This window comes from Pacificimonas flava (assembly GCF_000342165.1).
Taxonomy (GTDB): Bacteria; Pseudomonadota; Alphaproteobacteria; order Sphingomonadales; family Sphingomonadaceae; genus Pacificimonas; species Pacificimonas flava.
The window spans coordinates 112,649-126,308 of the sequence record NZ_AMRV01000005.1; the positions used below are offsets into that span (position 1 = coordinate 112,649).

Genomic DNA, 13,660 nt, shown 5'->3' on the forward strand with positions numbered 1-13,660 from the left:
GAAAAGGCGTTCGATGTCCAAGCGCGTGGCGCCTGTCACAGATATTCGCGGGCCTTGTCCTCATATTTGCCGATGCGCCAGCTTGCCGGTTCGGCTTCTGCCGCCGCGCACCATTCCACCATCCAGGGATGCGCGGTCATGGCGTTCATGTAGCTAGCGGCTGTGCCGCTCAGCTTCGCGCCATAGGTGACGAACCGCATGACGACAGGCGCGAACATCATGTCGGCGGCGCCGAACGCTCCGAAAAGATAGGGACCACCGGCGCCGAAGCGGTCACGGGCCTCGGTCCAGAGGGTCACAATCCGATCGATGTCGGCGCGTGTTGCCTCCTCGAACCGAAACCCCTCGTAACGGGCGCAGACGTCCATTGGGCATTGGCTGCGCAGGGCTGTGAAGCCGGCATGCATTTCGGCGGCCATCGACCGGGCGAAGGCGCGGGCGGCATCGTCCGTGGGCCAATAGGCGGCTTGGCCGTGACGGTCGGCTAGCCAGTCGATGATTGCGAGACTTTCCCAGACAGCGATCCCGCCAGACCACAAGCTCGGGACCTTGCCGGACGGCATCAGCGCCGGATCGGTCTTCTTCTCCCGCCATTCCGGCGTATCCATAGGGATGACGACCTCCTCGAAGTCCTGACCGGATTGCTTCACGGCCAGCCAACCGCGCAGGCTCCAACTGGAATAGCGGCGATTCCCGAGGACGATTTTCAATAGGGCTGTCATGGCTGCGCTCCTTTCAGGCGCGCGCCGCATCCAGCATGGCAACGCGCAGTTCGTCGAGACCCTCGTTCTTTTCCGCGCTGGTTGCCAGTACAAGCGGAAACGCCGCTGGACGCCGAGCGATCTGCCGCCCGGCCTCTGCCACGTTCCATGCGGCGCCGGTCTGCTTCACCTTGTCGCCCTTGGTCAGGACGATCTGGTAGGTCACGGCCGCTTCGTCCAGCATCGCCATGACGTCCAGGTCCACGTCCTTGATGCCGCGGCGCACGTCGATGAGCAGCATGACCCGGCGTAGCGTCGGACGGCCGCGCAGATAATCGAAGACGAGGCGTTTCCACTGGTCGACGACCTTCTTCGGCGCCTTCGCAAAGCCGTAACCGGGCATGTCGACCAGCCGCAGCTCGGGCGGTTTTCCAACCGGGAACAGGTTCAAAAGCTGCGTCCGGCCTGGCGTGTTCGACGTGCGGGCAAGGCCGTGCTGGGCGCACAGGGCATTCAGCAGGGAAGATTTGCCGACATTGGACCTGCCGGCAAAGGCGATCTCGGGGACGCCGTCTTCCGGCAACTGATCCAGATGGCCGACGGACATGGAAAAATGGGCGCCCGACTTGAACAGGTCGCGGGCATAGCGCGCCGCCCCGGCGGAAACACCCGCTGGCCCGCCGCTCGTCGAATCACCCCCGGACTGCCCATCCTGTTCAGCGGCCATTTACTTCGCCTTTGCCGCTTCGGGCTCCGGTTCGCGCGGATATTTCTTCAGGAGAATCCACTGCTGCCCGATGGAGAAGATGTTGTTGATCGTCCAGTAAAGCTGCAGCCCTGCGGCAAAGGGCGCCATGATGAACATGAACACCCAGGGCATGATTCCGAAGACCTTCTTCTGCACTTCGTCCATCGGCGTCGGATTCATGCGCATGGTCAGCCACATGGTGATGCCCAGAAGGATGGGGAGGACGCCGATGGCAAGGAAGCCCGGCGGATCGAACGGCAAAAAGCCGAACAGGTTGACCGGCGTCAGAGGGTCGGGCGCCGACAGGTCCTTGATCCACAGGACGAAGGGTTTGTGCCGGATGTCGATGGACAGCAGCAGCGTCTTGTAAAGCGCGTAGAAGATCGGGATCTGCAGCAGCATGGGCAGACAGCCGGCGATCGGGTTCGCCTTCTCCTCCCGGTACAGCTTCATCATCTCCTGCTGCAGCCGCTGCTTGTCGTCCTTGTGGCGCTCCTGCAGCGCCTTCATCTTCGGTTGCAGGCGGCGCATCTTCGCCATCGATTCATATTGCTTGTTGGCGATCGGGAACAGCACGATGCGGATGATCACGACGAGCAGGATGATAGCCACGCCGAAATTACCCGCAAAGCCGTAAAGCCAGCTGAGAAGGTGGTAGATCGGCTTTGCGATCACGCGGAACCAGCCCCAGTCGACCGCGCCCTCCAGGCCGTTGATGCCCACCTTGTCATCGTAGTTCTCCAGGACGCCGATTTCCTTGGCGCCTGCGTAAATTCGAAGACTGCTGGTCTGTGCGCTGTTCGGCGCAACCGCGAGCGGTTCCCCCTGCATCGTGGCCTCGAAGCTGTCGCTCGTGCGGCCCGTGCGGAAGGCGGAGTTTACGCTCTGCCCCTCCGGCGCGATCAACGCCGACAGCCAATAGGTGTCGGTAAAGCCCAGCCAGCCATCATTGGCGTCGGCGGATGCGCGGCCGCCCTCGTCAACCAGATCGTCATAGCCGAGATCATAGTTCGTCTCGCCGCCGGACGAACTGATGGGTCCCACATGGGCCGTCCAGCTGTCCTGGTTGGGGCCGGTGCCCTCACGCGCGATCAGGCCATAGGGACGCGCCACGACGGCGGACGTGCCGCGGTTCTCGATGCGCTGGCGCACGGTAAACAGATAATTGTCGTCGACGGCGATCTCGATCAGGAAACGGACGCCCGCATCGTTCGTCCAGGACAGGGTCAAGGGCGAATCGGCCGTCAGCGTTTCCGCGCTCGCCTGCCAACGCGTGTCCTGACCCGGCAGGTCGCCCTCACCGGTCCAGCCGATCTGCGCGAAATAGGCATCCGGTGCCCCGCGCGGGGAGAACAGACGGATATCGCTGTCCGCCGCCAGCGTTTCGTGATGGCGCTTCAGCAGCAGATCGTCGATACGCGCGCCGGTCAGATTGATGGAGCCGGAGAGCGCCGGCGCATCGATCATCACGCGCGGCGTCTCGACCAGCACCTCGGTCCGCTCGCGAATGGCGGGGACGCTGTCGGTACCCGGCCCGGCCTCATCGTCCGGAAGGGCCACCTGCTGTCCATCGACGAACGTGCTCGACGGTTCCTGCGATGTCGGAAAGAAGGTTTCCGAAATCAGGGTCCAGCCAAACAGCACGGCCATGGAGAGAACCATGGCGATCAGCAGGTTTTTGTTCTCGTTGCTCACGAACTCTGTCCCCCGGGGGCTTGATCTTTCGGTGTCGGCTGGACGGCAGGTGGCACCGGATCATAGCCGGACGATCCGAGCGGGTGGCAGCGCAGTATCCGCCGCACGGCCAGAAAGCCACCCTTCACTGCGCCGTGCCGCTGGACAGCCTCCGCTGCATAAGCGCTGCACGTCGGCTGGAAGCGGCATGTCGGGCCGTAAAGCGGCGATACGAACCGCTGCCACAAGCGGATGACGACAAGAAGGATCGCGCGCATCGGACTTATCTTTGCGGCGCGGCCCCGCGCCGCCTCGCCGCGCGGCCGAAGGCCTTCTCAAGATCCTGCCTCAGCACGGAAAAATTCGCGGTCAGGCCGCCCCCGCGCCCGATCAGAACGATATCGGAACCTGCTGGGGCGCGGGCCGGAACGACTTCCGCCGCCAGAGCGCGAAGCCGTCGTTTCAGGCGGTTCCGTACGACGGCACCGCCGATCTTCTTCGTCACGGTATATCCGACGCGAACCGTATCGCGCCCGTCACCGCGCGGGTGAACCAGCAGAACGAAGCCATCCGTGGCAGCGCGCGCCCCGCGGTTCGCTGCCAGGAAATCGCGCCGCTTTTTCAGGCGCTCCAGCGTTTAGGCCGAGAGCTTCTTGCGGCCCTTGGCGCGGCGGCGTGCCAGCACCTGGCGACCCGACTGCGTCGCCATGCGTGCGCGAAAACCATGACGCCGCTTACGGACGAGATTGGAGGGCTGAAACGTGCGCTTCATGGAAGTCTACCTTAGGCTCTATGCAAACAAATAGGGGCCGCGATCGTCCGCCGCGTCCTTCCAAGACACGGGGGCCGAGCGGCCACGTTCGGCGGCGCACATAGGCGGAAGGGCGAAAAATGTCAAACGCCGAACGCCCCCTGTACGGCCCTTCGTGGGCCGACGTGACGGGTCGATACGAGCAGGCTAGAAGGCCGAATGCCCGACAAGACCCCCGCAGCCGAGACACCCGGCCCGTCGTCTGCCAAGCGAAAAGGAGGCTTTTCGCGGTTTTTGCCGATTGGCGGGCTGGTGATCGGACTGGCGGCGTTCTTCCTGCTTGGCGGTGGGCGTTATGTCGGTCTCGACACCCTTTCTGCCCAGTATGAGGAATTGCGCACGCTGGTTGGCGAAAACCGCTTTCTCGCAGCAACGGGCTTTGTAGCCCTTTATGCGGCGCTGGTGGCGATCAGCGTTCCGGGGGCCGCCAGTTTGACGATTGCGGCGGGGCTGCTGTTCGGAACGTGGCTGGGCGGCGGGCTGACCGTCGTCGGCGCCACGACGGGTGCGCTCATTGTCTTCCTGGCAGCGCGCACCGCCTTCGCCGACATGCTGGTCCGCAGGGCGGGTCCGGCTGTTCAACGCCTGCGCGACGGATTCGAGCGCGATGCGTTCAACTATCTCCTGTTCCTTCGACTCGTCCCGGCCTTTCCGTTCTTCCTGGTGAATATCGCGGCCGGCCTGTTTGGTATGCGGACGACGCCCTACGTTCTTGCAACGGCCATCGGCATCGTTCCGGGAACCTTCGTTTACGCCTCCATCGGGGCCGGGGCAGGGGCAGTGATCGCACGGGGCGAATCGATCAGATTAGGCGGCATTCTCTCGGACCCTGCCGTTCTGCTGCCGATCTTGGGACTCGGCCTGCTTGCGCTGTTGCCGGTCATGCTTCGCCGCCTTCGAAAGCGCAGGTCGGGGGCCGCGTCTTAATCCCCATTCAGTCCAGCCCGCCCAATGGGGCCAGCGCCGCTTGAAGCGCGCATAGTGGCGTTTCGCGCGCAGCGAGCTGCGCAGGACGAGCGCCAGGCCAAGCGCAAAGCCCAGAAACCCGAACGGACCGGGAAGCAGGGGGCCGCCGACAAGCGGCGCGAGAATCATCAGCAGAAGTCCCAGGATGAATTCGCTCCAGCGCCGCCAGAGAGGACGCGGCCGGCGCGGAGAGGGCCGCGGCAGTGCGGGCGAATCGGATGTCATCGTGGGTCCAATGAGGGGAACGGACATGCCCTTTTCAATGCTCGGTATGAATTCTTCATGGACAGAGGCGCCGCATGGCCGTTAACCCGCTGATCCGCAGGGACAAGGCCGTTTTGGGTAGGGGGAGAGGCGCATGGTCGCGCACGTCACGACCGTGGCGTTTCTGGGTCTGGAGGCCCGAACCGTCGATGTGCAGGTGCAGATCGCCAAGGGGCAGGGGAAGTTCACCATCGTCGGATTGGCCGACAAGGCCGTGGCGGAATCGCAGGAGCGCGTCCGCGCGGCGCTGTCGGGTATAGGACTGGCGCTCCCCTTCCAGCGCATCACCGTCAACCTGTCACCGGCCGACCTGCCGAAGGAGGGCTCGCATTACGATCTGCCGATCGCGCTGGGGCTGCTGGCGGCCATGGGAATCGTCGATGCGGAGCAGCTTTCGGAATATCTGATTGTCGGCGAATTGTCTCTGGACGGGCGGGTGGCCAATGTGCCCGGCGTCCTTCTGGCCGCATTGCACGCGTCCACGAACGATCTCGGCCTGATCTGTCCGGCGGCACAGGGCGGGGAGGCGGCCTGGGCGGGACGCATCGATGTGCTGGCGGCGCCGGGCCTTCTCGAACTCCTCAATCATTTCAAGGGCACGCAGATCCTGTCGCCGCCTCAGCCCGCGGCCGCCGCCGAGATGATGCCGGCGCCCGACCTTGCCGAGGTCAAGGGCCAGGAAACCGCAAAGCGGGCGCTGGAAATTGCCGCCGCCGGTGGGCACAATCTCCTGATGTCCGGACCGCCGGGCGCGGGCAAGTCTCTGCTTGCCGCGACGCTGCCCGGGCTTCTGCCGGAGCTTGCGCCCGCCGAAGCGTTGGAGGTGTCGATGGTCGCGTCCGTGGCGGGGACATTGGAAGCAGGGCGGCTGATACGCCAGCGTCCCTTCCGCGCGCCGCACCATTCCGCCTCCATGCCCGCGCTTGTCGGCGGCGGACAAAAGGCTCGCCCCGGAGAGGTCAGCCTGGCGCATCTGGGCGTTCTCTTTCTCGACGAGCTGCCGGAATTTGACCGGCGCGTTCTCGATTCGCTACGACAGCCGCTCGAAACGGGGGAAGTGTCGGTTGCCAGGGCCGCGCTGCACGTCACCTACCCCGCGCGCGTCCAGCTGATCGCGGCCATGAACCCCTGCCGCTGCGGTCATCTCGGCGATCCCGCGCTCGCTTGTGCCCGCGCGCCTCGCTGCGCCGCCGATTACCAGGCCAAACTGTCGGGCCCCCTCCTCGATCGCATCGATCTGCACGTCGAGGTCGAACCGGTCAGTGCAGCGGATCTTTCGCTGCCACCTCCTGCCGAGGGAAGTCGGGAGGTGGCAGCGCGGATCGCTGCGGCCCGCGAACGTCAGTCGCACCGTTACGCGCGTACGGCCGCGCGTACGAATGCAGAGGCAGACGGACGGGTGCTGGAGGAAGCCGCGCAGCTTGACGAGGCGGGGCAGGCCCTGCTGCGGGAGGCGGCCGAGCGTCTGAAACTGACGGCACGCTCCTACCACCGCATGCTGAAGGTCGCCCGCACCATCGCCGATCTCGCCGCCACGGATGGCATCGGCCGCGTTCATATCGCAGAGGCCCTAAGCTACCGCAGACAGCCTCCCCGCGCATGAGCGGGTTGCGATCGTTGGAGATCTAAGGAGCTGCAAGTTTGGCCGCGCGAAGCAGGCGCTGCTGCAAGGCGGGGTGCTATAATGAAAGGTTATAGGTCGCCCCAGAACCCGCGTTCAGGGGCATGAAGACGGCCGTTCTCCTCACGAATTCCGCCCGGCCGATCACGCTTGAGCCAGACTGGTCCGTCCAGATCGGCAAAGGTACAGCGCTGCGCGAGGAGAAGCGCGGGGGCAATGGAAAGTGACGTGGAAACCATGCAGCCCGTCATCAGACCAAGCCCGGCGGCCTCCGCGGCATCGGCGAAGGCCAGGGCGGCGGTCAGACCGCCGGTCTTGTCGAGCTTCAGATTCACGAACTGATAGCGATTTGCGAGCCTCTCCACGTCGCCGGCGACATGGGCGGATTCGTCGGCGGCAATGGGCACCGCCGATCTTAAACCTGCAAGGCCTTCGTCAGCATTCGCAGGCAGCGGTTGTTCCAGCAGGTCTACACCCAGGGTGGCGAGATCGGTCTGGAGACGCTCCACCAGATCCAGCGTCCAGCTTTCGTTCGGATCGACGATCAGGCGAGGCTTGGGTGCTTCGCTGCGGACCGCGCGAATCTGCGTGAGGGGATCGCGTTCGTCCACTTTCACCTTCAGAAGCGGAACATCCTTCAGATGGGCCGCTGCCCGCGCCATGTTGGGCGCCGTATCGAGGCTGACCGTCATCGCCGTTGCGATCGGGCGCCTCTGTGTCAGGCCCGTCGCCTCTGCAACACTGATGCCGCTGCGCCGGGCCTGGAGGTCCCAAAGGGCGCAGTCGACGGCATTGCGGGCGGCGCCGGCGGGCATCAGTTCGAGGAGTTGGAGCCGGTCCGCTCCTCCTTCGATCGCGCTGCGAACGGCGTGGACCTGCTCCAGCGAAGCCTCCACGGATTCGCCGTAGCGCGGATAGGGCACGCCTTCGCCGTGACCGGCGTGACTGCCCTCGGTGATCGTGACGGTGACGACATCAATGGCGGTCTTGACGCCGCGGGAAATGCGGAACGGCGCGTTCAGATCGAACCGCTCGTGCCGGGCGTCAAGCGATCGAGGCATGGGCGGCTTCCGTGAAGACGGCCTGCAACCGATCGGCGATAGGGCCCGCACCGAAGCGGAAGGGGTCCGTGCAGGGAAGGTTCGTTTCGTCGCTTGCGGCATCGCACGCTTGCCTGGCGGCACGCTCTTCCATCTTCGAGGTATTGAGGGCCACGCCGACGGCCTGAACATCGGCATTGGTCAGCCTGGCAACCCGCAGGTTCTCCGCAAGCGTGTCCGCGATACTGGGCAGGCTGTAATGCGGCAGACCCCGCATATGCGGCCGGTTCGGCTCATGGCAGAGAACGAGCGCGTCGGGCTGGCTGCCGTGCAAGAGGCCTGTCGAGACGCCGGCAAAGGAGGGGTGAAACAGCGATCCTTGCCCCTCGATGAGGTCCCAGCCGCCGTCGTGCCGGTCCGGCGACAATTGCTCGATCGCACCCGAAATGAAATCCGCGATCACGGCATCCAGGGGCACGCCCGATCCCGCGATCAAAATGCCCGTCTGGCCGGTTGCGCGAAAATCGGCGCGGACCCCCCGCCGCCGCATCTCCTGCTCCAGACAGAGCGTGGTGACCATCTTTCCGACAGAGCAGTCCGTTCCGACGGTCAGCAGGCGTTTGCCCGCCCGGCGAAGGCCCGTTCCGATGGGAAGATCAGGTCGGGGATCGCGGATATCATGCAGTGTGCGACCGGTTCGCTGCGCCGTTTCCACCAGCATCGGTTCCGCCTTCAGCCGGCTGTGAAGCCCCGAGGCGAGGTCGAGTCCCGCTTCCATCGCAGCCGCCGCATCGGCGATCAGTTCCGCGCCCATGCGGCCGCCCGCATTGGCCACACCCAGCACAAGAGTTTTCGCCCCGGCTTTCGCAGCGTCCGAGAAGCCGAGCCGCGGAAGGCCGAGGGTAAGAGGGCAGTCATCATGCCGGAATTCACCCACGCAGCCATCCGGTCTGAACATGGCGAGGCCGCGTGAGGTCTTGATGCTGAGCTCGTCCGTCGCCGATCCAAGGTACAGCAGATAGGGCGTCTTGATCATGGTTCCCCGTTTGTCGAAATCTTCGGCAGATCATCGCAGACCTTCTTGAGAGCGCAATGTTACGTCCGGCCGACCAGCCATAAATGGCGGTTATAGCCGCAATTTCTGCGCCGCTGCGCCGACGCTTTGCATTTCCGGAAAGGAAGGTGAACGGGTTGGCGAATGACTTTGGCGGCCGATTTCGGCAATGCGGCAGGAGCGGGGTGCGAGATAGCGGCCCTTCGTCGGCGCCTTTGGCGGCCTGCACGTTCCGAATGAAGGGTGCGGCAGCGCCTGCTCCTAGCTTTTAGAAGTTCCTGATATGCCATTAAAATTCTCGGTTACCGCCGTCATTCTGGTTCTCGCGCGCGGGAGGGTCCAATGAGCGGACTTGCCGCTTCCGGAGCCTCGTCCGTCGACGGTGGGCAACGAACGAGTCTTGCGTTGCTGTCGCTTTCCCTGGGCGGGTTTGCCATCGGCACGACGGAGTTCGCGGCCATGAGCCTCGTTCCGCAGATCGCGGCGGCATTTGCCATCGACGAACCGGCGGCTGGCCATGTGATCAGCGTCTACGCGCTGGGGGTCGTCGTCGGCGCGCCGATCATCGCCGCGCTGGGTGCGAGGCTGCCGAAGAAAGCGCTGCTGATCGGACTGATGGCGATGTTCGCGCTCGGCAATGCCGCGTCCGCCGCCGCGCCGACACTGGGCTGGATGCTGATATTCCGTTTCTTGAGCGGCCTTCCGCACGGTGCCTTCTTCGGGGTCGGGGCGCTCGTGGCAGCGCGGATCGTGCCGCCAGGCCAACGCGCCCGCGCCATTGCCAGAATGATGCTGGGGCTGACCTTCGCGACGATCATCGGCGTTCCGCTGGCGAACGCGATCGGGCAGGCTTTGGGGTGGCGCTGGGCGTTCGTCATCGTGGCCGCATTGGCGGTTCTGACGATGATCATGCTTCTGCGCTTCGCGCCGGCCATTGCGGCGGACACCCAGGCCAGCCCGATGCGCGAACTTGGGGCGTTGAAGAAGCTGCAGGTGTGGCTGACCCTTGGGACGGGCGCTATCGGGTTCGGCGGTCTGTTTTGCGTCTACACCTATCTTGCCTCGACCCTGACTGAGGTCACGGGAGTATCCGGGGACATGGTCCCCCTGGCGCTGGCCTTGTTCGGCATCGGCATGACCATCGGGACGCTGCTTTGCGCATGGGGCGCTGACAGGGCCGTCATGACAACGGCAGGCATCACGCTGGCCTTCAGCGCCGTGGCACTGCTTTTCTATGGCTGGGCGGCGCAGGACCTATGGTCGATCTGCCTGATCGTCGTCCTGATCGGCATGGGCGGCGGTCTGGGAACCGTGCTGCAAACGCGGCTGATGGATGTGGCGGGGGAGGCGCAGACCCTTGCCGCCGCCCTGAACCACAGCGCCTTCAACACCGCCAATGCCCTGGGTCCTTGGGCGGGAGGGCTGGCAATCGCGGCGGGCTACGGTTGGACATCGACAGGGTGGGTGGGTGCCGCGCTCGCGCTGGGCGGCCTTCTGATCTGGGGCGTCTCGCGTCTTCTTGACCGGCGTTAGTCGCTATGCGCGGTTCGCATATCCTCGCGGGGCGCGTTCGCTGCCGGTGAAGATGAGTGTCGGCGCGGCCCTGACCCGACCTCCGCTGCCGGCAGATAGGCGCAAGCGTCGAGCACCAGCGGCGGAGAGGAAGGCTATGAGATCAATAGGCAGACGCGGGGGCGTCAGACCGTCACCGCTTCCTTGGAGGATCCACGCATCGCGCCCGCCAGGTCGAGGCCGCTGGGCTTTTGAAACAAGCGCAGACCGAATTCCGGCAGAATCGCGATCAGATGATCAAAGATGTCCGCCTGAATCCCCTCATACGTCGCCCAGTCCGTGGTGTCGGTAAAGCAATAGATTTCAAGCGGCAGTCCATCGGCCCCTGAGGCGAGCTGACGGACCATCAGGGAATGGATGTCCGAGATCCGCCGATCGCTGCGCAGATAAGCCTCGATATAGGCGCGCATCAGGCCGATATTGGTTTGTCGCCGCGCATTGACGGGCTGTTCCTTTGGGCCGAGCCGGCTTTCATTCCAGTCGGCGATCTCTTCTTCCTTCCTGTCGATATAGGGAATTAGAAGCGTAAACCGCCGTGCATCGGCAATTTCGTCGCCGGTGAGGAAGCGGATACTGTTCTGATCGATCATCAGTTGCCGCTTGATGCGGCGCCCGCCGCTTTCCTGCATGCCGCGCCAGTTGCGAAAGCTGTCGCTGATCAAGGCGTGAGTGGGAATGGTGGTGATCGTCTTGTCGAAATTCTGGACCTTCACCGTGTGGAGTGCGATGTCCACAACGTCGCCGTCCGCGCCGTAATTTTCCATGGTGATCCAGTCGCCGACGCGGATCATGTCATTGGTGCTGAGCTGCACTGAGGCGACCAGCGACAGGATCGTGTCCTTGAAAACGAGAAGCAGGATGGCGGCGAGCGCGCCGAGGCCGGAAAACAGGATGAGCGGGGATTCGTCGATAATTGCCGCCACCATCAATATGACAGCGATGAAGTAGATGCCGATCTTGCCGACCTGCACGAACCCCTTGATGGGCCGCATCCCCGCCTTGGGGCGGCGCTGATAGAGGTCCTCTGCGAAATCGAATGTGGCACCCAGCGCTCGGGCGATGGTGAGTACCATGAACGCCTCGGCGAGATTCGTGACGACTGCGATCACCTCCCCCGGCACATGCGGCACCAGGTCGATTCCTGCGCCGACGATGATGGCGGGGACAAGGTTGGAGAGACGGCGGGCGATGTTTGTCAGCCCATCCGCCTCTTCGGCAATGGGTGTTTGGCGCAGGATGCGGCGGAAGAGTTGCAGGACAACCCGCTTCGCAATCCAGTTGCCCACCAACGCCGCCATCAGCAGCAGAGCGATGGCAATGATGGATTCAAGCCAGGGACGCCCGGCGAAATCGATGCCGATCAAATCGAGAATGGGAAATTCCAGTGCTTGGGACAGGGCGGCGCCAGCCTGACGGCCGCGCACCAATTGCCCTGCACGGGGGGCCGTTTCAACCCTGAGGGCGCGCGCCGGATTACACGGGGGCGCTAGCGGCGGGCGGCCGGGGCGCCGCGCCAAGAAGGTGGATGATCCGCACGGCGATCTCGCGTTCCCCCATGACGATATCGGGGACCTGCAACTGTGTCAGATGATCGACCTCGGCATCCGAGTGCGCCCGGGCGATGGCCCGAACCCCGGGGTTCAGTTCACGGGCACGTACGAAGATTGCCCCTGCCTCGAACCCTTCCGGGATCGCGATCAACAAGGTTTCGGCACGGTCGATGCCGGCGGATTGCAGAATGCCGGGATCGAGCGCGTTCGCGCGCAGCACCTCGAAGCCGTCCCTTTCGGCCTGTTCCGCCGTGTCGGACTGATCCTCGACGATAACAAAGGGAATTTTGTCCGATTTGAGCTGCTGGGCGACCAGGCTGCCGACGCGGCCGTAGCCGACCATGATTACGTGGCGTTCCGGCGCCGCTTCGCCAGCGTCCGCTTCGGCATCCGCTTCCGCATTGGCGGCCGCCCTGACTTCGGGCCGGCGCATGATCGCTGCGAAAATGAACGGATTGACGAAGATCGAGATGATCGCGCCGGCGAGGATGAGGTCCCGCCCCTCGGCAGGAAGAAGGCCCAAACCCGTTCCCAGCGCAGCAAGGATAAAGGAAAATTCGCCGATCTGCGCAAGGCTGGCAGCGATGGTCAGGGCTTTGCCCGTCGAGTGGCCAAATGCGCGGACGATGAAGAACGCGGCGAGCGACTTGCCAACCACGATGATCGCGACGGTGGCGAGAAGTGGCAGCGGCTGCTCCAGCAGCACCGCGGGATTGAACAGCATTCCGACGGACACGAAGAAGAGCACCGCGAAAGCGTCCCGAAGCGGAAGCGTCTCCTCGGCCGCGCGGCGACTGAGCGGCGTTTCGCCAAGGATCATGCCGGCGAAGAACGCGCCGAGAGCGAACGAGACATCGAAGACGAATGCTGCCCCGAACGCGACGCCGAGGGCGATGGCGAGGACGGCGAGACGGAACAGTTCACGCGAGCCTGTGTGGGCCACCCAATGCAGAGACGCCGGGATCACGCGACGGCCGATCAGCAGCATGACGGCGAAGAACGCCGCGACCTTCAGCACGGTTATCGCAATAGCGACCCAAATCTCCGAGGATCCCGCACCCCCCGCGGTTCCGTTCAGAATGCCGGCAAGCGGTGGCAACAGGACCAGCGCCAGAACCATGACCAGATCCTCCACGATCAGCCATCCAACGGCGATGCGGCCGCGTTCCGTTTCGACAAGATTGCGGGCCTGAAGCGCCCTGAGCAGCACGACCGTGCTGGCCACGGAAAGCGCGAGGCCGAACACGAAGCCGCCGGCCAGGCTCCATCCCATGACCCATGAAAGGCCCATGCCGAGGAGAGTGGCAGATGCGATCTGTGCCACCGCTCCCGGAATGGCGATGTTCTTGACCGCAAGAAGGTCGCGCAGAGAGAAGTGAAGGCCGACGCCGAACATCAGAAGGATGACGCCAAGCTCGGCGAGCTGGTTGGCCAGCCCCATGTCCGCCACATAGCCCGGCGTGAAGGGTCCCACGAGGACGCCGGCAAGAAGGTACCCGGCAATCGGCGACACCTTAAGCTTGTGCGCGAGCGCCCCCATGAAGAACGCGCCGACGATACCGGCGACGATCATGGCGATCAGGGGGGCGTTGTGATGCATTGGCGATCCGCTTCGAAAAAGGTCCACGTTCGACCGGGACCGGCCGGCGCTCTCTACCG

Annotated in this window: 13 protein-coding genes; 3 read left to right on the forward strand and 10 right to left on the reverse strand. The window is 64.4% G+C overall.

Annotated elements, in window-relative coordinates; genetic code table 11:
* Positions 1-35: 35 nt before the first annotated feature.
* From C725_RS08965 to rpmH, 6 genes are read right to left on the reverse strand one after another with little or no spacing between them, the layout of a single operon-like run.
* Positions 36-722 (reverse strand): glutathione S-transferase family protein, encoded by a 687-nt coding sequence (locus tag C725_RS08965; RefSeq protein ID WP_008602120.1) that lies wholly within the window; start codon positions 720-722, stop codon positions 36-38.
* Positions 723-735: 13 nt separating this feature from the next.
* Positions 736-1,428, reverse strand: coding sequence for a ribosome biogenesis GTP-binding protein YihA/YsxC (yihA, locus tag C725_RS08970; RefSeq protein WP_008602122.1), 693 nt, complete (start codon positions 1,426-1,428; stop codon positions 736-738).
* Positions 1,429-3,144, reverse strand: a complete 1,716-nt coding sequence (gene yidC / locus C725_RS08975) for a membrane protein insertase YidC (protein WP_008602124.1) — start codon at positions 3,142-3,144, stop codon at positions 1,429-1,431.
* A complete protein-coding gene (yidD, locus tag C725_RS08980; RefSeq protein ID WP_008602126.1) occupies positions 3,141-3,401 on the reverse strand; it encodes a membrane protein insertion efficiency factor YidD in 261 nt (86 codons plus the stop codon). Before yidD ends, yidC begins: the two co-directional genes overlap by 4 nt.
* A gap of 5 nt (positions 3,402-3,406) precedes the next feature.
* The gene (gene rnpA, locus C725_RS15795) at positions 3,407-3,757 is read right to left on the reverse strand and encodes a ribonuclease P protein component (RefSeq protein WP_207790987.1); all 351 of its coding nucleotides are present in this window, start codon (positions 3,755-3,757) and stop codon (positions 3,407-3,409) included.
* A 3-nt stretch (positions 3,758-3,760) separates the two neighbouring features.
* Positions 3,761-3,895, reverse strand: a complete 135-nt coding sequence (rpmH, locus tag C725_RS15800) for a 50S ribosomal protein L34 (protein ID WP_008602130.1) — start codon at positions 3,893-3,895, stop codon at positions 3,761-3,763.
* Between the two features lie 198 nt (positions 3,896-4,093).
* Between rpmH and C725_RS08990 the strand changes: the two genes are divergently transcribed.
* Together C725_RS08990 and C725_RS08995 are read left to right on the forward strand one after the other, a co-directional pair.
* Positions 4,094-4,861, forward strand: a complete 768-nt coding sequence (locus C725_RS08990; RefSeq protein ID WP_008602132.1) for a TVP38/TMEM64 family protein — start codon at positions 4,094-4,096, stop codon at positions 4,859-4,861.
* A 397-nt stretch (positions 4,862-5,258) separates the two neighbouring features.
* Entirely contained in the window at positions 5,259-6,767 is a 1,509-nt protein-coding gene (locus tag C725_RS08995; protein ID WP_008602134.1) for a YifB family Mg chelatase-like AAA ATPase, read from the forward strand.
* A gap of 89 nt (positions 6,768-6,856) precedes the next feature.
* On the opposite strand, the gene dgcA is transcribed toward C725_RS08995, so the two are convergent.
* On the reverse strand, positions 6,857-7,846 hold the full coding sequence (gene dgcA / locus C725_RS09000; protein WP_008602136.1) for an N-acetyl-D-Glu racemase DgcA: 990 nt from the start codon (positions 7,844-7,846) through the stop codon (positions 6,857-6,859).
* Positions 7,830-8,861, reverse strand: a complete 1,032-nt coding sequence (dgcN, locus tag C725_RS09005) for an N-acetyltransferase DgcN (protein ID WP_008602137.1) — start codon at positions 8,859-8,861, stop codon at positions 7,830-7,832. The genes dgcA and dgcN overlap by 17 nt, the downstream gene beginning before the upstream one ends.
* A gap of 360 nt (positions 8,862-9,221) precedes the next feature.
* Here dgcN and C725_RS09010 point away from each other — a divergent pair, with 360 nt between their 5' ends.
* Positions 9,222-10,412 carry an MFS transporter gene (locus tag C725_RS09010; RefSeq protein WP_008602140.1) on the forward strand — a complete coding sequence of 397 codons (1,191 nt, stop codon included), beginning with the start codon at positions 9,222-9,224 and terminating at the stop codon, positions 10,410-10,412.
* Positions 10,413-10,576: 164 nt separating this feature from the next.
* On the opposite strand, the gene C725_RS09015 is transcribed toward C725_RS09010, so the two are convergent.
* Positions 10,577-11,875 (reverse strand): mechanosensitive ion channel family protein, encoded by a 1,299-nt coding sequence (locus tag C725_RS09015; protein ID WP_008602142.1) that lies wholly within the window; start codon positions 11,873-11,875, stop codon positions 10,577-10,579.
* A 49-nt stretch (positions 11,876-11,924) separates the two neighbouring features.
* Positions 11,925-13,601: a YbaL family putative K(+) efflux transporter gene (ybaL, locus tag C725_RS09020; protein ID WP_008602144.1), complete on the reverse strand. Its 1,677-nt coding sequence runs from the start codon at positions 13,599-13,601 to the stop codon at positions 11,925-11,927.
* Positions 13,602-13,660 lie beyond the last annotated feature (59 nt).

Bases quoted from the DNA above. Each gene is read 5' to 3' on its own strand.
- C725_RS08965 (WP_008602120.1), bottom strand. From the start codon at position 722: ATGACAGCCCTATTGAAAATCGTCCTCGGGAATCGCCGCTATTCCAGT.
- yihA (WP_008602122.1), bottom strand. From the start codon at position 1,428: ATGGCCGCTGAACAGGATGGGCAGTCCGGGGGTGATTCGACGAGCGGC.
- yidD (WP_008602126.1), bottom strand. From the start codon at position 3,401: ATGCGCGCGATCCTTCTTGTCGTCATCCGCTTGTGGCAGCGGTTCGTA.
- rpmH (WP_008602130.1), bottom strand. From the start codon at position 3,895: ATGAAGCGCACGTTTCAGCCCTCCAATCTCGTCCGTAAGCGGCGTCAT.
- C725_RS08990 (WP_008602132.1), top strand. From the start codon at position 4,094: ATGCCCGACAAGACCCCCGCAGCCGAGACACCCGGCCCGTCGTCTGCC.
- C725_RS08995 (WP_008602134.1), top strand. From the start codon at position 5,259: ATGGTCGCGCACGTCACGACCGTGGCGTTTCTGGGTCTGGAGGCCCGA.
- dgcA (WP_008602136.1), bottom strand. From the start codon at position 7,846: ATGCCTCGATCGCTTGACGCCCGGCACGAGCGGTTCGATCTGAACGCG.
- dgcN (WP_008602137.1), bottom strand. From the start codon at position 8,861: ATGATCAAGACGCCCTATCTGCTGTACCTTGGATCGGCGACGGACGAG.
- C725_RS09010 (WP_008602140.1), top strand. From the start codon at position 9,222: ATGAGCGGACTTGCCGCTTCCGGAGCCTCGTCCGTCGACGGTGGGCAA.
- ybaL (WP_008602144.1), bottom strand. From the start codon at position 13,601: ATGCATCACAACGCCCCCCTGATCGCCATGATCGTCGCCGGTATCGTC.